This is a genomic window from Shouchella clausii (assembly GCF_002250115.1).
Classification (GTDB): domain Bacteria; phylum Bacillota; class Bacilli; order Bacillales; family Bacillaceae_D; genus Shouchella; species Shouchella clausii.
Genome location: NZ_CP019985.1, coordinates 2,468,378 through 2,486,154, shown reverse-complemented (window position 1 = coordinate 2,486,154; position 17,777 = coordinate 2,468,378). Strand labels below are relative to the sequence as shown.

At 44.3% G+C, this 17,777-nt stretch carries 16 protein-coding genes; 8 read left to right on the top strand and 8 right to left on the bottom strand.

Annotation, left to right across the window (positions count from 1 at the left end):
* The first annotated feature begins 178 nt into the window (after positions 1–178).
* The 7 genes from BC8716_RS11810 (at position 179) to BC8716_RS11780 (ending at position 7,262) form a co-directional block, all read left to right on the top strand.
* Entirely contained in the window at positions 179–520 is a 342-nt protein-coding gene (locus BC8716_RS11810) for a DUF2294 domain-containing protein (protein ID WP_094425916.1), read from the top strand.
* Between the two features lie 163 nt (positions 521–683).
* Positions 684–1,730 (top strand): ABC transporter substrate-binding protein, encoded by a 1,047-nt coding sequence (locus BC8716_RS11805; RefSeq protein ID WP_094425914.1) that lies wholly within the window; start codon positions 684–686, stop codon positions 1,728–1,730.
* Positions 1,731–1,742: 12 nt separating this feature from the next.
* Positions 1,743–2,675: a nucleoside hydrolase gene (locus BC8716_RS11800; protein WP_094425912.1), complete on the top strand. Its 933-nt coding sequence runs from the start codon at positions 1,743–1,745 to the stop codon at positions 2,673–2,675.
* Between the two features lie 56 nt (positions 2,676–2,731).
* Positions 2,732–3,553: an ABC transporter permease gene (locus BC8716_RS11795; RefSeq protein WP_406550715.1), complete on the top strand. Its 822-nt coding sequence runs from the start codon at positions 2,732–2,734 to the stop codon at positions 3,551–3,553.
* A 4-nt stretch (positions 3,554–3,557) separates the two neighbouring features.
* On the top strand, positions 3,558–4,349 hold the full coding sequence (locus BC8716_RS11790) for an ABC transporter permease (RefSeq protein WP_063608578.1): 792 nt from the start codon (positions 3,558–3,560) through the stop codon (positions 4,347–4,349).
* 63 nt (positions 4,350–4,412) lie between these two features.
* Positions 4,413–5,468, top strand: a complete 1,056-nt coding sequence (locus BC8716_RS11785; RefSeq protein ID WP_094425910.1) for an ABC transporter ATP-binding protein — start codon at positions 4,413–4,415, stop codon at positions 5,466–5,468.
* Between the two features lie 72 nt (positions 5,469–5,540).
* Positions 5,541–7,262, top strand: coding sequence for an adenine deaminase C-terminal domain-containing protein (locus tag BC8716_RS11780; protein ID WP_094425908.1), 1,722 nt, complete (start codon positions 5,541–5,543; stop codon positions 7,260–7,262).
* Between the two features lie 191 nt (positions 7,263–7,453).
* Here BC8716_RS11780 and BC8716_RS11775 read toward each other — a convergent pair whose 3' ends face one another.
* Positions 7,454–9,076, bottom strand: a complete 1,623-nt coding sequence (locus tag BC8716_RS11775) for a DNA-binding protein (RefSeq protein ID WP_094425906.1) — start codon at positions 9,074–9,076, stop codon at positions 7,454–7,456.
* Positions 9,077–9,341: 265 nt separating this feature from the next.
* Between BC8716_RS11775 and BC8716_RS11770 the strand changes: the two genes are divergently transcribed.
* Positions 9,342–9,674, top strand: coding sequence for a spore coat protein (locus BC8716_RS11770; RefSeq protein ID WP_094425904.1), 333 nt, complete (start codon positions 9,342–9,344; stop codon positions 9,672–9,674).
* Between the two features lie 60 nt (positions 9,675–9,734).
* On the opposite strand, the gene BC8716_RS11765 is transcribed toward BC8716_RS11770, so the two are convergent.
* The 7 genes from BC8716_RS11765 to BC8716_RS11735 form a co-directional block, all read right to left on the bottom strand.
* Positions 9,735–10,115 (bottom strand): avidin-fold protein, encoded by a 381-nt coding sequence (locus BC8716_RS11765; RefSeq protein ID WP_094425902.1) that lies wholly within the window; start codon positions 10,113–10,115, stop codon positions 9,735–9,737.
* Positions 10,116–10,255: 140 nt separating this feature from the next.
* Positions 10,256–11,128, bottom strand: coding sequence for a carbohydrate ABC transporter permease (locus BC8716_RS11760; protein WP_094425900.1), 873 nt, complete (start codon positions 11,126–11,128; stop codon positions 10,256–10,258).
* A gap of 13 nt (positions 11,129–11,141) precedes the next feature.
* Positions 11,142–12,035, bottom strand: coding sequence for a carbohydrate ABC transporter permease (locus BC8716_RS11755; RefSeq protein ID WP_094425898.1), 894 nt, complete (start codon positions 12,033–12,035; stop codon positions 11,142–11,144).
* Between the two features lie 40 nt (positions 12,036–12,075).
* A complete protein-coding gene (locus tag BC8716_RS11750; RefSeq protein ID WP_094425896.1) occupies positions 12,076–13,329 on the bottom strand; it encodes an ABC transporter substrate-binding protein in 1,254 nt (417 codons plus the stop codon).
* Positions 13,330–13,619: 290 nt separating this feature from the next.
* Positions 13,620–14,603, bottom strand: a complete 984-nt coding sequence (gene guaC / locus BC8716_RS11745; protein ID WP_094425894.1) for a GMP reductase — start codon at positions 14,601–14,603, stop codon at positions 13,620–13,622.
* 206 nt (positions 14,604–14,809) lie between these two features.
* Positions 14,810–16,753: a lipoteichoic acid synthase gene (gene ltaS, locus BC8716_RS11740; protein ID WP_094425892.1), complete on the bottom strand. Its 1,944-nt coding sequence runs from the start codon at positions 16,751–16,753 to the stop codon at positions 14,810–14,812.
* A gap of 225 nt (positions 16,754–16,978) precedes the next feature.
* Positions 16,979–17,737: a DeoR/GlpR family DNA-binding transcription regulator gene (locus BC8716_RS11735; RefSeq protein WP_094425890.1), complete on the bottom strand. Its 759-nt coding sequence runs from the start codon at positions 17,735–17,737 to the stop codon at positions 16,979–16,981.
* Between the last annotated feature and the right edge of the window lie 40 nt (positions 17,738–17,777).

Here is a 17,777-nt window from a genome sequence, read left to right as displayed (position 1 = left end):
AATAGAAAATAAGAGTATATCGTTTTTTATCATCAATGTTCGTCGTTTGCTTGTTTTTGGTATCCTTTTTCGACTTCAAGAAAATTACACTCAATTAAATCCGAACATTTTATTGCATATAAATAGCAATTTATGTACAATAGTTTACATCATTTGTTTTTCGTTTAAAGGTGATGGGATGATAGGCGATACAAACGAAAATAAAAAAATATTGGCTCATCTATATAATGATGTTTCAAAAGAAATGTTCGGCGTTGGCACAACTTTATTAAAGGTTTCCATCTCCGGGGCACTTGTAACAATTCAAGCGAAGCATAAACGGGCAGCCCGTTCTACCGCGCTTGAAGGAGAAGTGCCTTCTTTAAAAATGGAAGTCGATTTTCATCTTTCCCTTCTCTATAAACGGAAACTTGCAGAACAATTAGCGACGTACTTCCACGACCCGATCGAGGTTGTGCTGCGTGATTATGATGCAAAAACGCAATGGGCTTTTACAAACATTCTTTTTTCCACTTCGTAAATGCAAACTGGACATGTCTGGTTGAGGATTTGCGATTCTTTTCAATACGGTTGCTTTTGCTTATGTTTACATAAGGAAGATGCACCTGTAGATGGCAAATGCTGCTACAGGTGTGTCTTCTTTTTTTCTTCATTAAAAATGTTGTACTAGGAGGACTTTCTAAATGAAAAAACATCTTTCTTGCTTATTTGTAATCACGTCAAGCTTGGTCGCTGTTAGCGCATGCTCCAGTTCAGGGGACGGTAACGAAAAACCAACAGACCTTGTCATTTCCACTTGGGGATTTGCAGAGGATTTTTTTAAGGAAGAAGTTTACAAGCCATTTGAAGAAGAATACAACGTTAATATTGTCGTCGATATCGGCAACAACGCAGAACGCCTTAACAAAATCCGCCAAGGAACTGCTAATGTAGATGTCGTTTATTTGTCCGATTATTACGCCCAGCAAGGCATCGAGGAAGGTTTATTTGCTGAAATCGATCGCAGCAACATCGAAAATATTGACAACCTCTATGATATAGCGAAAGCCCCTCTTGGCGAAGAATACGGACCAGCCTACACGATTGGCCAATTCGGGATTGCTTACAATCCTGAACAAACGAAAGGCCCAATCGAAAGCTGGAGCGACTTATGGGATGACTCTCTTGCAGGCAATTTAACGATTCCTTCTATTACATCGACAACAGGGCCAATGTTTTTAGATGCAGCTTCCATCGTAGCAGGACAGGAAGAATTCAATGCCGATGCAGCATTTGCAGCCATTGCCGACCTGAAAGGAAATATTGTTAAAGAGTATGATAAATCATCCGACTTCGTCAACATGTTTACCCAAGGCGAGATTGCTGCTGGGCCATTTATGGAAATGTATTTTCATGATTTGCAAGCCGCTGTCCCTGAAGCTGAGTTCGTTACCCCGACAGAAGGTGGCTACGCAGTCATGAATACAGTCAATGTCGTTAAAGACAGTGACAACAAAGAATTAGCGGAAGCTTTTATCAATTGGCATTTGAGCAAAGAAGTCCAGGAAGCGTCTGCTAAAGCGAAAGTCGACTCCCCTGTGAACATCGATGTTGAGTTGTCTGAACAGGAAGCGGAAGGCGTCACTTATGGGGAAGAAACGATTGAGGCGCTAAACCTCCTTGACATGGAATACGTAAACAGCGAATCAGCCGAATGGATTGACCGCTGGAATAAAGAAATTGCCAACTAAGGAGGCATTTGAGTGGCCAGAAAAATCTTACTTGACGTTGATACAGGCGTAGATGATGCCCTCGCCATTATCCTTGCCTCCAAAAGCACGGCCGCACAACTGCTTGCAATTACGACAGTGAACGGAAATGTCTCTTTAGAAAAAGCGACTGTTAACACGTTAAAAGTGTTGACACTTCTTCATAAAGAGGGCGACATTCCCGTTATCCAAGGGGCTCATGCGCCACTTCGGCGCCCGTGCTTTTTTGAACATAGCGTCCACGGCAATGACGGCCTTGGCGGTGCTTTGCCTCATTTTGAGCCAACGGCACAGCCTGCCGACGGTTATGCTCCTGATTATATAATCGAACAGGCAAACCGTTATCCAGGCGAACTCACGCTTGTCATGACAGGGCCGCTGACGAACTTGGCGTTAGCGCTTGAAAAATGCCCTGATTTGCCAAAACTCGTGGCAGGCGTCGTCTATATGGGTGGTGCCGCCTTTACACATGGCAATGTCACCCCTGTGGCTGAGTACAACATGTATGTCGATCCTGAAGCAGCGCGCAAGGTGATCCATGCCGGCTTCGCCCCCCTTGTGCAAGTCGGATTAGATGTTACCCGCAAAGCACTTCTCACTAGGGAAAACATTGGATCGCTCGTTGACTCGCCTGTCAAGCAGTTTATCAAAACGTGCACCGCAGACTATATAAAACGGTATGAAGCGCGCAACAACGTGGCAGCTTGTGCCCTCCACGATCCTCTTGCCGTTGCTTATGCATTAAAACCCGAATTGCTCCATTTGGAAGAGATGTTTGTCGAAGTAGAAACAAACAGCCAATTTTGCGATGGGCAGACGGTATGCGACAGGCAACAGCGCTTAGGAAAACCGGCAAACGTTAACGTTGCCACTGAGATCGACAGCGATGCATTTTTATCGTACTTCTTGCATTCAATTCAAAACTGAATATGGCCTTAGGCGTCTTGAAGCCGGGCCATTCTTTTCTGTGAGGTGATTTGTTCGTGAACCGGTCAATGCGCATGCTTTTGCTCATTCCAGGGCTGCTGTTTTTAACTGTTTTTATGCTTATTCCACTCGTGCTCACCATCAGCTCGACATTCGTCGAAAACGGCAGCTTTTCTTTAGACGGTTATTTTCGTTTTTTAGGTGATGCCTACTTTTTAGAAATTTTATGGACAACTCTTTTTGTCGCTCTATTAACGACTTTTTGCTGCGTCATTCTTGCTTTTCCCGCCGCTTATTACATTTCTAAGTTAAATGGCGGCAAAAAAGCAATCATGCTCATGCTCGCCATTTTCCCATTACTCGTCAGCCCAGTTGTTCGGTCTTTTAGCTGGATGATTATTCTCGGCCGCAATGGTTTGCTTAACGAGTTTCTTTTGGCGACTGGTCTAATAAACGAGCCATTATCAATTTTATATACACCAGCCGCTGTCGCAATCGGCCTTATCCATTTATTTTTGCCACTCATGATTGTTACATTAGTTGGAGTGATGGAAAACATTGATTCCGATTTGTTTTTAGCTGCTGAAAGCCTTGGCGCTTCAAAAGCAAAAACGTTCTTGAAAGTCATGGTGCCACTCTGTGTACCTGGCCTTGTAATTGGCAGCACGCTCGTATTCGTCGGCAGTTTTACTGCCTACACAACACCAGCACTTCTTGGCGGCCAGCAACGAGTCATTTCGACGTTTTTATATCAAAATGCGATTACGTTAAATGATTGGCATGCGGCTGCGATGATTGCGACAATCATGATTGTCATCACGTTTGTTGTTACCGGCCTATTCCAAAAAATCGCAGCGATTTTAAATCCAAGGGGGTAAACAGATGAACCAATCAAAACATATCGGCCTTGGGTTTGTTTCCTTTCTTATTTTTTTGTTTTTGCTCGGGCCGCTCGTTATTATTTCGGTCGCTTCTTTTGAGCCTAGTACAGTGCTGCAGTTTCCGCCAAGTGGCTTTTCTCTTGAATGGTACGCAAATATTTTTGCTGTGTCTGCGTTCATGGATACGTTCAAGCTTTCAATGCTTGTTAGCTTGTTAGGCAACCTGTGTGCATTGTTGCTTGGGATCCCAGCTGCCTATGCATTAAGCCGCTACGAGTTTCCAGGAAAAGCGCTGTTGAATGTGTTGTTCGTATCGCCGATACTCATTCCTGGCACCGTGCTCGGTTTTACATTTTTACGCTATTTGATTGTCGCTTATCAGCTTCCACTTGAAGTCGCGCTATTTGTAGGACATACGATTTTGATGCTGCCCTTTATTATCCGTGTAATTGCTTCTAGTATGGCCACGTTTGACTTCTCGATTGAAGAAGCAGCAATGAGCCTCGGAGCAAGCCGCCTCGGCGCGTTTTTCAAAGTCATTTTGCCTAATATTAAATCTGGCATTATCGCTGCAGTGCTCATCGCGTTTTTAGAGTCATTCAATAACGTTGATATTTCCGTCTTTCTTACCGGACCAGGGCTTTCGACGCTGCCTATCCAAATGCTGACGTACGTTGAACATTATTTTGACCCAACGGTTGCGGCTATTTCGGTGATGTTAATGGCGTTGACAGCTATATTGATGTTTGCGATTGAAAGGTTAGTCGGCTTGTCGTATTTTACGAAACGATAACGAAACGGATTCCCGTTTCCCCTATGCTTGATAGCAACTTTTGTAAAAGAATGGAGGTCTCTCATGGCTTTACTAACATTAGACCAAGTGACGGTCGCTTACCAAAAACAAGACATTTTAAAACAGTTTGATTTAAAAATCGAGAAAGGCGAGCTCCTTTCCTTACTAGGACCAAGTGGCTGTGGAAAGACGACGACATTGCGCCTCATTGCTGGTTTTCTCGAATCGAAATCTGGCCGCTTCTTATTTAACGACAAAGATTACACACGCGTCCCCGTTTCGAAACGGAACTTTGGCTTTGTTTTCCAAAACTATGCGCTTTTTCCCCATTTGTCTGTGTATAACAACATTGCCTTTGGCTTAAAAATGCGCAAACAAACGCAAAGCGAAATGAAAAAACGGATTGCCTATGTCCTCGATGTCGTTAATTTAACGGGGTTTGAAAATCGTTTTCCAAAAGAACTTTCTGGCGGGCAACGGCAGCGTGTCGCTATCGCCCGGGCATTAGTAATTGAACCTGACCTGTTGTTGTTTGATGAACCGTTAAGCAACTTGGACGCAAACTTGCGTGAAACAATGCGCGTGGAGATTCGCCGCATTCAACAAGAGCTCGGCATCACAGCTGTATACGTCTCTCATGACCAGGAGGAATGCTTTTCCATTTCCGACAATGTCGCGATTATGAATAAAGGGGTCATTGAACAGCTTGATGCCCCATCCCATATTTACAGCTATCCAAAAACGCGCTTTGTCGCTGAATTTATCGGCTTTAAAAACTTCTTGCCATTCTCAGACAGGGAAGACAAAGGGGCTTATTGGGCATTTGCCTCTGGAGCACAACGCTTTTCAGTCGCTAAACATGCCGGTTCCGACTTAGGGATGACAGGAGCAATCCGCCCTGACGACATTGAGCTTGTTCTCGATTTAAACCAAGGGGACGCTGCCAACCACATAGCTGGAAAAGTGCTTGTCTGCACCTTTCTCGGCCGAAGTTACCAATGTATCGTAGAAACGGCAGCCGGCACGTTTACCGTCCATACGGACATGGCGACGCCTCTTGACATTGGCACGCCTGTCGTCCTCCATTTTCCAAGCAATAAAATCGTTATTACCCAATAATGCTTCCTGCGTTAGGCCCTATACGAAAGTGAAATACAACCATTGTCCATTGCGGAAGTTGGAGGACTTATTATGCATGTAAATACTTTAGTGAAAAACGTACGCGTCTATAACGCCTATATACAGCAATTTATCGCCAGTGACGTCGCGATTAACGAAGGCCGATTTGTGGCAATCGGTCACAGCGACGAACTTGAATCGATTCAAGCCAAGGCAACTATTGATGGCCAAGGCCGGCAAATGATTCCTGGCTTAATCGATATCCATTTGCATATCGAGAGCTCGATGGTCACACCAGAAACTTTTTCGTGGGCACTATTACGAAATGGCGTGACAACGATCGTTGCAGAGCCTCATGAAATGGCCAATGTGTTTGGAATCGAAGGCATTAAAGCCATGATTGAGGCAAGCGCAGCCTGTACGGTTGATATGAAATATGCGATCCCTAGTTCTGTTCCCGCTACTAGCTTGGAAACGACTGGCGGCGCCATCGGAATCGCAGAAATGGTTGAATTAATGGACACAGAGGACATCCAATGCTTAGGAGAAATCATGAACTATGTCGATGTCATTTCAAAGCCTGAGTCAAAAACAAACCAAATCCTCAAGCATTTCCGGCGTTCCTATCCTGCTCTTCCTATCGAAGGGCATGTGCCTAAGCTGACAGGGCTCGACCTTCATCAAATTGTTGCTGCCGGAATTGGGTCTGACCATACACACCAAACGAGAGAAGGAATGGAAGCACGCATTAAAGCTGGCATGTTTTTAGAAATCCAAGAAAAATCGATGACCGACGACGTGCTTTCCTATTTGATTGAAAACGACGTCCGAGAACATTTTTGCTTTGTTACTGATGATGTCATGGCTGATTCTCTTTATAAACGTGGCCACTTAAATGTTCTTGCAAACAAAGCGCTCGCAGCAGGAATGAAGTTTGAGGACGTCATTTATGCTTGTACAATGGCACCTGCCAAGCGGATGAAACTTGATGACCGGGGCGCGATTGCTCCTGGAAAAATCGCTGACTTCAGTCTTCTTGCAGAAGACGGCCAATTTGTTTTTTCCGCTGTTTATAAAGATGGAATGCTCGCCTTTGATGCAGCAAGCCCGTACAAACAAACGCCAAAGCCAAGGCAGTTTCCACCCCATTTTTACGAAAGCGTCAAGCTTGCTCCTCTACAGGATGAGGATTTTCACGTGGTTGCCGACCGCCAAGACGGCATCCATGTTTGCCGGGTGATGAATGTCGCAGATGGCTCAACCTTTACAAAGGAAACTCAGGAAAGGGTGCCTGTTGCAAACGGCCTCCTTCAATGGCAAGACAGCGACTTTCGTCTTATTGCCACATTTGAACGCTACGGTAAAACGGGCGGGCGTGCCCACGGCCTGATCGCCGGAGACATTATACAGCGTGGAGCAGTGGCCACAACGTATTCTCACGACAACCATAACTTGCTCGTTATCGGCGCAAACGTCAGAGACATGGTTTGTGCAGCAAACGCAGTCATCCAAGCACAAGGAGGCTGTGCGGCAGTAGAGAACGGGGAAGTGAAAGCGATGCTTGAACTGCCAGTTGGCGGTATTCTTTCTGAAGCGCCCCTAACCGAGCTTGCGCCAAAGGTCGAATCGTTCGTTAAAGCGCTAACGGCATTAGGTTATAAGCATTACAATCCGATTATGTCACTGTCGACGTTATCTTTGCCAGTTAGCCCTGCCCTGAAAATTACTGATTTCGGGTTAATTGATGTTAATAACGGCAAAGTCGTTCCATTGTTTGTAAACGAGGAAAGCTAGGGGAAAATCCCCTAGCTTCAGACTGTAGACAAACGCTCGCATACTTCGTCGTTTGCCTCACTCATATGCTCATGAACCCACGTTCTATTCGCATCTTCCCTCGGCTACACTCCTCGTCTGACAAGCGTTTTCTATCAGTCTGAGTGCGGTTATCGACTTTGTCGACAACCTCAAGCTAGGGGAAAAACCCCCTAGCTTCCTGCTATTGCCACTGGTACACTTTTTCGTTTTAAGCTCTTTTGAATCGTCGGGTGTTTCGTCACCTTTTCGCTGGCGGCAGTAAGAGCAACTGTTTGCGTCACGACATTTTGGCGGTCATTGCGCAAGCGAATCATTGCCGAATCGGCCTCCACCGACGGGTTCAAACGCATCGTGACCGTTTTCGTTGCTGTCCCTGTAGCATCAGCGGTCAACGTGCCGATTTGGTGGTAGCCGTAAGAGCTAGGCCAACTTCCATCCTCCCCTTGAATTTGCGAGATCGAACGTCCTCCTGGTAAGTATACTTGCATGTCAAGGCTGTTGACCGTTTGGTTCGGCTCCAAATGACGGAGCTCCACGGTCACAGAAAACGTCTGCCCTCCTAGTGGGAGCGCCTCTGGCGTTTCCAAATCATATTCCACTTCTAGCGGTGCCTCCTGTCCACTGCCAAACGATCCGGCCGCAAAAGTAGAACGGTCATACCACCGATAATCCCCTTGCGGTTGTCGCCATGGCTCAGCCTGTGGTTCTGTTGTCTTTTCAGGCAGTTCCATTTCCAAAAGTGGGGACGGTTCGTCTAAAGGAATTCCTGCTTCAGCAAAGTTGGTATAGGATTCTTGTTCAGCAAGCCAGTCGACTACCTGCACGAGGAAAACACCATTGTCTTGATCGATAAATCCATCATACGTCCGCTTCGTCCCGCCATGTTCTTCGTTGCGGTATTTTGGGGTCGCATCCTCGACCGGAGATGAATCACCAATAAAGGCTGCTTTGCCTAATCCCTTTTTTCCGATAGCCGCATAAGGCCCTTCCTCCATTCCGCCGCCATGATAAACACCTTGGTCAACTGCGTTGTTCCATTTATTCGCTTCCGGCGTCAGGCCATCAGGCAAGTAAGCAACGCCTTTAGCGACGTTTGGGTCAATAATTGCAAGCGTTGATCCAGCATGAATGGAGAGAGCGCTAATGTTTTCTGTAATCCCGAACGCCTCTTCAGGGCTGACAATCGTATCTGCTACTGTATGGTCAATGGCATTGTAACGGAAACGAACGCCAAATTCTTCAGCAAGCCAATCTGAACTTACAACACCTTCGAGTGCTTCTTTTTCTTCATTGCTCATCCCTTTTGTTATGTCATCATAAGCCCCTCGGCGCCACCCGTTCATAATTTCATTTGAATCAAGCCGGTTAAAATTGCGGTCGGCATTGTAATGGTCAGCAATAAAAAACACGCCGCCCCCTTCTTCTGCAAACGAGGCAATCGCCTCTTGCTCAATCGCCTTAAATGGAATTTGCGCTTCAGGAATAATAAACACATCGTACCCGTCTAAATCGGCGCTAGTTAGCGGTTCTGCACTACGGTGTTCCTTGACATAGTACCCGTTTTCCACTAGCGCATCGGCAAAGTCCGAAAAAGCTCCGTCTATGACCCAATCGGATTGCCCGGCTGTTTGCCCATGGCTGTTATCAAACAATACGCGTTTTCCATTCGGGTCACTTGGTTCCAATACAGGTGGAGGATCGCTTATGCTTTCTGCCAATGCCGGAATGCCTATTGTAAAACTAGCAAAAATGATAACCGACTGAATTGCCCTTTTTTGAGTCACTCTTTTCATACTGGCCCTCCTAATAAGAAATGAACTGCTTCACGATTAGTATAACAAATGGCAAACATACACCGACCGAAAAAGAGAGAACTTTACGAAAATTTCGAAACACATAGTCGTTTCTTTACAATTCTTCAGAAGCTTCCTATTCGCTGATCCACGTTTTAGCCATTTTTCCGTAAATGGGAAAGCCAACCAGTACGAGCATTCAGCTCTTAACATACGTTATCTTATAAAGCTCCACGCTTTAAATAATTCTTCATGGAGGTAAGGAATGAGCCGCGACCATAAGAAATGCTCATGCGACTGTAAAAAGCCTGAGCGCCCTTGCTACGAAACACTTCCGACAAAGGTGAAAAAATGTGATCCGATCATTCACCCTACAAAGCACCGCGTTGTAGAACAAACGGAAGTCGTCATTATCCCAGAAGTGTATCCGACCCATACGACTTATGTCAATAACCAAGTCGTACGCCGCGAGTACAGTTTTCCGCAAACCGAGTCAGTCGAAGAGCGGACAGAATACGAGTCAGTTGTCGAGAATGGCAATGGAAACAACGGCGGAGGCTATTATGAAGGCCGGCGCCGCGGCTGGAGTTGGATTTAAAGTGTCAAAAAACGCTTTGGGCTGTTGCCCAAGGCGTTCCTTTTGGCGCTTTAACATCGATCAACGTAAAATCTCTTCTACAATTGATGTCCCTTCGCTTTTGCTATCGTCATTCCACTTCCATTTTTCGTGCAAACGGATTCGTCCATCTGCCAATTGTTCTGGTATAGAGTAGCATTCCCCACCGCGTATTTCATAATCGACGTTTACATGGTTATAGCGAAATCGCAAATGGCCTTGATCATCAACTAAACCTATTAAAGTGCCTGTGAGGATCTCGCCCCCGCTATACGTTCCAGTCAAAATCCGGCCTTCCTGTTTGTATTGGAAGACTGTAGCTGAAGAAACTTCGCCATTTTCACTGTTTTCCTTTGCCACAAATTGCTTACCGTCATAGTTAACCACTGTCGGACCACTCTCTTTCCCCTTTTTTCCTTTCATCACACGCTTTTGATCATTGGCATGTCTTTATTTCACCAGAATGAAAACGGTTCGTCAAATGGTTCTGCCATGATTTTACTACACGCAAACAAATGGAAAGCAGCCAAAGGAGCATAAAGAAAAGCAAGGAAAAAGACCGCTTACCCTTTCACAGCGCCAATTGCCACACTGCCCATAATCCGTTTTGAGAATAACGAAAACACGATAATAATCGGTAAAACGGACATGGCTACGCCTAAATACATTAAGCCGTAATCGGTATTGTAGTAACCTTGTATCAATGCCACCATGACTGGCAATGGGTATTTCTCTTCGGAAAACAATAAGACGAGTGGGCCAATGAAATTGTTCCAAGCTCCTATAAAGGTAAAGATGCCAATCGCAGCAAGAGCAGGGACGATCATCGGCAAAATAATCCGGTGGAAAATTTTCAACTCTCCCGCCCCGTCAATTCGAGCGGATTCCAGCACATCATCGGGAATGCTGCCGTCTAGAAATTGTTTAATAAAAAAGACGGCAAATGTGTTGGCCGCAGCTGGAAGAATAATAGCTGCATGGGAATCAAGCAAGCCAATCATACCAAGCCAGCGATAGCTTCCAATTAATGCAAGCTGAGCGGGAATCATCATTGTCGCCAGCATAAGCAAAAACAAGATCGTATTAAATCGAAACTTGAATTTTGAAAACCCGTAAGCCGTCATGCCGCCGAAATAGAGCGTTAATAGAGTTGAACCGCCGGCAATGATGAAACTATTCATAAACCCACGGAAAATATCGACATTTTCAACCATGCGCGTAAAATTGTTAACCAATTCTCCGCCCGGGAAAAACAAAAACGTTGAGGCAATATCCGCGTTTGCATGAGTCGAATACATGATCATTAAGTAAAACGGAAACAAACAGAGGATGGCAAGCCCAATCAATCCTGTATAAAGAGAGAGATGAGCCCGCTTTTTTCTACGTCCTTCCATAGACAGTTTTCCATCGTTTACAGGCAATGCCCCTTTGCTCACGCTAACTCCCCCTTTAAGCGATTTTGCTTCTATTCCTTGAAACCAAATAGGAAATGACAGATAAGCTGACAATGACAACAAATAAACAAAACGCAATCGTTGCACCATATCCAAATCTGCCTTGTTCAAAAGCAGTCCGATACAAATACATGACACTCGTCAACGTCGCATGGTTAGGCGAACCAGATCCTTCCGTTAACATGTATGGCTGATCAAAGATTTGCACTCCGCCAATTAATGAAGTAATCACTTGGAAAATTATAATCGGCTTTAATAGCGGAACAGTTATTTTAAAGAAGATCTGGATTTTCGACGCTCCATCTACTTTGGCAGCTTCGGCATATTCTGGCGAAATTCCTTGCAAGCCCGCGATATAGATAAGCATTGAGTAGCCAAAGTACTGGAAAAACAGAATGGCCGACACAAGCATTTGCATAAACAAGGCGTTGTTTTTCCAATCAATCGCCTGGTCCAAGAAACCAATCGACATTAGCAACTGATTGACACTGCCCGTTTGCCAGTCAAACATGAGACTGACGAGCAAACCGAGGGAAGCAGCCGTCACAATGTTTGGAAAGAAATACACCGCTCTAAAAAAATCTTTGCCTATTAAGAATGTGTTCGTCAAAATGACTGCAAGCACTAGACTGACAGTAAGTTGAGGTACCACTGATACAATCCAAATAAAAAATGTATTAAACAGTGATTGAAGAAACAACGGATCGATTATCGCCCGGGTGTAGTTCGCAAGGCCGATAAATTCTGGATCGTTGAGCCCATCCCAATTGGTTAAGCTTAAATAGAAAGAGTAAAGGATCGGATATAGCCCAAACAATAAGAATACGATAAAAAACGGGGCAATAAAAAAGTATCCGCAATTTCCCTTATTAATGCGGTTAATGAACATGTTAGCCCTCCTCGGATTATAGCTTTAGGAGCCAGTAAAGTTATTCAATCGTAAGTTCTGGAAAATACGTTTGCACATCACGTTTGAACCGCTGCCAAAATTCTTCCTGTGAATGAAAGTTTCCCCGGGCGTATGAATCCATCAGCTCATTAAAAATGTCATTAATATCGCCGTCAAATGATGAGCGGACGACTGCCTGCACATTTTCTGACTCCTCATTAAAAAATTCAAAATAATTTTGGCCCGCTAGGAAATCGCTCGTAATCTCATCCGCTACGCCTTCATTTGCTCCGCGATGACTTGTATAATACTGTTCATCTACAGCTAAGTTCTGTAAGAAGTCAACATCAAACCCGTAAAACTTCACAAATTCCCAAGCCAAGTCTTTGTTATCACTGCCAGAATAAACGGAATAAAACGTCCCGCCTCCACTAAAAGCAGCAGGGCCACTCGCAAGTCCCCATAACCCACTTGTATCAGGAGCATTTGCTTGCAAGACATATTGCAAATACCAAGATGGCCCTGGATAAAACAAGACGGAGCCTTGTTGCATAGAAGCAGTCCATCCAGGAGACCAATCATCCAACATTGCCAATGCGTCCGCTTCAATCGCTTGATCAACTAAATCCAGCACGTCCCTCTTTGCTTGGTCGATGATTAATTTATCATCAACGACCCATGCTTGGTTAACGAGTGCGTCCTGCACTTGCCCAATTGAATTCCAATTTGGCAACCCATGGACTGTCCCACCGCTTTCTTCATAAACGCGCTTGCTAATCGAAAACACCTCATCCCATGTTTCGATCATCTCGCTAACCTCTTTTGGATCATCTGTTCCTAAATATTCTTCCGCCAAATCTCTGCGAAAATAAAATCCACCTGTCGTGCCTTGATAACCAACTGTGCGAACATCCCCATTTGAATCCCTTTCCATGCCTTGAATATACTCGTAATGGCTGTCAATCAATGCCTCAGCGTCATACGGAGCTTCAGATAACGATTCTAGTGACGGATGGTCAATGAACTTTCGCACATATTGGGCTTCTAGTGCAAATACATCAGGGGCCCGTATTCCTGTTGACAAAGCAGAGCGGAGCTTTGTTTCATATTGACTTGAAGGAATAAACTGAAAATTGACTTTTACGTCTGGATACTTTTCCGAGAATGCGGCAACGGCGTACTCCCCTTCATCTGTAAAGCTCCAAATCGTAATCTCGTTATCATCTTCTTCCGGGCTGCATCCGATTAAACAGATACTTAAAACAGCTGCCAAAGTCCCTACTTTTTTTCTCATACTTCACCCTCCAATCATGTCATGAACTTTGTTTGTTTATGAAATAAACTAAGTTGGCAAATCGTTCCCTGTCCGAGTGATAGCCAACCTACAAAAGAAAGCGCTTTCAGAATTCATTATTCCAACGATCGTTTTTCTTGTCAAGTGAAAAATAGTCCAATTCTGCACTATTCCAATCTTTTGATTCCTTGTTTATGGTTTCACTTTATTGCTAGCAGTTTAAAATAAAAAGATGGAGCCTGATCAAAACAGCTCCATCCTCTATAACCAATATGAATTTAAGTTTAGCTCTAGTAAATTTTGTCGCCATTAAAAATGGAATTTTTCACAACGACATAGTCCACATTGCGGATTGCGTCTAGTTTTTTGCCTCCTGCATAGGAAATTGAAGACTGGAGGTCTTGTTCCATTTCTTGTAGCGTTTCGGAGAGCGAACCTTTGTGCTCGACATACATTTTCTTGCCTTCGACATTTTTTCGTTCGCCTTTTTGGTATTCTGATGCAGAACCAAAATACTCTTTATAAAGCTTGCCGTCCTTTTCGATCGTCTCGCCAGGAGATTCTTCATGTCCCGCGAACAAAGAACCAATCATCACCATTGTGGCGCCAAAACGGACAGACTTGGCTATATCGCCGTGGGTGCGAATGCCGCCGTCGGCAATAATCGGTTTGCTTGCAGCCTTCGCACACCAGCGCAGCGCTGCAAGCTGCCAGCCTCCAGTGCCGAAGCCTGTTTTGATTTTAGTGATGCACACCTTTCCAGGCCCGATACCGACTTTCGTCGCGTCTGCACCAGCATGTTCAAGTTCCCGCACTGCTTCTGGCGTGCCGACATTGCCAGCAATAACGAAACTTTCCGGCAAGTGCGTTTTAATATGGCGGATCATGTTGATAACCGCTTCGGAATGGCCATGAGCTATATCAATCGTCACATATTCTGGCACTACGTGTTGGTCAGCCAATTGTTCCACAAATGTGTATTCTTCTTCTTTTACGCCAACGCTAATGGATGCATACAATCCCCGTTCATGCATGTCTTTGACAAAAGCAAGGCGTGTTTCTGGCTGGAACCGGTGCATAATATAAAAATAATCATTTTCGGCAAGATAACGAGCAATGTTTTCATCAATAATCGTTTGCATATTTGCTGGAACAACTGGAAGCTTGAACGTACGGCCTCCAAGTTCTACACTTGTATCGCATTCAGCACGACTTCCTACAATGCATTTTGCTGGAATGAGTTGAATATCTTCATAGTCAAAAACGTTTTCCATCATTCACACCCCTAAAAACGAATGTTATAGAATAAAAGAACAAAAATCATTCGCCCATAGGGTAATATACATGATCGCGGAACCGTTGTCAAAGTTTATTTAGACAGAAAACGCTCATTTTATTGTTTACCGCTGTTGTTCTAAAAAAGAGCAGGCCTGCCGTTCTTCTTTACGAACAATAAAAGAACCAGCTCCCGCTGGTTCTTTTATTCATCTTCGTTTGCCGGTTCTTTATTTGGATTGCCATAATAATAATCAGTCGGTTCAATTGGCTCAAAGCCATCGATCGCATGGAAACGAAGCAAGTCTTCATAAAGCACGCGGTCTGAGTAATCTAACTGCTGGTCGACTTTTTCCTGAATTTCAGTTGTTTCTTCTGTCGGTTCCAGAATTTCGCCTGTCTCTGTATCGTAAAGAACGCCATTAACTGACGTAAACGCTGGCGTTATATAGTCGCCACTGCGAAACGAAACGATTTCATCATGTTCTTCAGAAAACAAGTCCGTCCCAAATTGCACATATGGTTTGGCACTAATGCCTTGTAAATGGAGGAGCGTCGCCATTACATCAATTTCCCCACCATATGTGTGGTTCATGCCGCCTTCCATGCCAGGAACACGAATCAATAACGGCACTCGTTGGTTTTGAGCATTTTGGTGAGGAGTGATTTCTGTGCCTAGAATTTCAGCCATCGCCCGGTTATGGTTTTCGGAAATGCCGTTATGATCTCCGTAAATCATGATGACTGAGTCCTCGTACAAGCCTGACGCTTTTAAGTCAGCAAAAAATTGCTCTAGTGCTTCATCCAAATAACGGGCCGTCTGAAAATAGTTATCGACTGTATTGTCTCCGGTAGTGGCCCGTTCAATTGTTGCATCTTCTGGATCCAAGTTAAACGGATAGTGGTTCGTGAGCGAAATCAAATGGGCGTAAAACGGCGTTTCCAATGACTCAAGCATCGGAATCGATTCTTCGAAAAATGGCTTGTCTTTTAAGCCTAAGTTGACGGTATTTTCTTCGCTCATATCATAATAGCTTGCATCAAAAAATTGATCGATACCAAGCTGTTTATACATCGTATCGCGATTCCAAAATGATTTGTAGTCACCGTGCAAAACCGCACTCTCGTGGCCGTGCTCCTGGTTTAAAATGGCAGGAAGCGACTGGTACGTATTTTGCGCTTTCGTCACAAAGGCTGAACCTTGCGGCAAACCAAATAAACCAGTATCTAGCATCAGCTCCGCATCCGCTGTCTTCCCTTGCCCCGTTTGATGGAAAAAGTTATCAAAATACGTCATATCCTCAGCCCCGGCGGCTAATGAATTCAAAAATGGCGTAACTTCCTCGCCATTCAGCTCATAATCAATTAGAAACGACTGGAAGCTCTCTAAATGGATCTTAATGATATTTTTTCCCTCAGCTATGCCAAAGTAGTCCTCATTTGGCTTGGCGAAACGGGAAACCGTGTAATTTTCAATTTCCGTTAAATCATCGCTGCTTGCATATGCACGTTGCGATTCCGCTTGCACGGTCTGTATCCCATCGTAAATGGTGTAATTATACAAACCTAAATACTTCACAATATAGTTGCGGTCAAACGTCCGTGCAAGCAACTGTGGACGATCGATTTCTGCCATAGTCAAATTGGCGACGAATAGAGCAACCGCTGTAACAACCGCAGTTGTGGCTACGCTTTTGCGAAAGCGTATCTCAGGAACTTCCCTTTTCCAAAAATAGAGGATCATTAAAACCGCTACATCGAAAAAGAACCATAGATCATACCAACGCATGGCAGCAAACACATTTCCAGACATCGTGCTTAAATTGGAAGCCTGCATCACGTTAGGCAGCGTAATAAAGTCATCGAAAAAGCGGTAAAACAGCACATTTGCATAAAGAATGGCGCCAAGCAAGGAAGCAAAAATAATAATCCATACGTTGGAACGTCGTCCTTTCGCAAACAAGGCCAACCCAAACAATAAAACACCCATGCTTAATGGGTTCAAGGCAAGCAATAATTCCTGGTACGGCCCTTTGACCCCTAAATTAAATTCTGTTTTATACGTCACATATGTTTTGAGCCAATATAAAAATAGAGCAAGCCAAAAAAACATCAACTTCTTAGAAGCCAACCTTTTTAAATTTGACATTGGACATCTCTTCTTTCCAATAGAATTTCCTTATTCCATCGCATAAAATACCCATAACTAGTCAACTATTATATTCGGAAAATCGTTTTCTAGCAATGAAAATTGGAAATAAATTGGATACAGGTAACAGCACCTATTATCTTTAAAGCGGTTAACAAAGGGGTTTAGCCACTTTTTAAAGCATTGTGTAAGATTGCCAAAATCCTTGTCCACATCCTTTTTTGCTTACTCTGGCATTTGAGCACTAAACACTTGTGTGTGATTTTTCAGCTCGTTCAACGTGTTTTTATCAAGCAGGCTATCGGTGATAACCGCCGTCGCCTCTTGCAAACGGCAAAATGTATAAAATGCGCTTACTCCAAATTTGCTGTGGTCTGCTGTAATATATAACTGTTCAGTCCGCTTGCAGACGATCCGATGGCCTTCCCCTTCTTCTTCATTAGCCGCCGTTACTTCGCTCCCGTGAATGCCATTCGTGCCGATAAATGCTTTATTGAACCGCAGTGTCCCTAACAACTGCCTTGTTAGAGCTCCGATGAATGAACCAGTCCGTTCACGGTATTCTCCTCCTGCCAACAATAGCTCAAACCGAGAATCGCCTTTAAATTCCATAAAAATCGGCAATGAAGTCGTCACAATCTTCACGTCGCTAGCCTGAATGTACGCATGCATCGATTCATTTGTTGTGCCAGGCCCGAGAAAGACCGTGTCATGGTCATGAATGAGTGAAGCTGCTTGTTTCGCAATCGCCTTTTTTTCTTTTTGGTTTAAACTCTGCTTTTCTGTATTAGATAGCTCTTTGTAGCCTGCTTTTGTCGCTCCGCCATGTAAACGGACAAGCAATCCTGCTTCTTCAAGCGCCTGCAAATCGCGGCGCACCGTCATATCTGCCACTTGTAGCTCTTTCATTACATCTGCCACTTTAATTATGTCACTCTGTTCGAGCATCTTTAATATCCGTTGCAGTCTTTCTTCTTTTAACATTGCTTGCACCTCTATTATGTTAAAAAGTGTTTGTTATTGT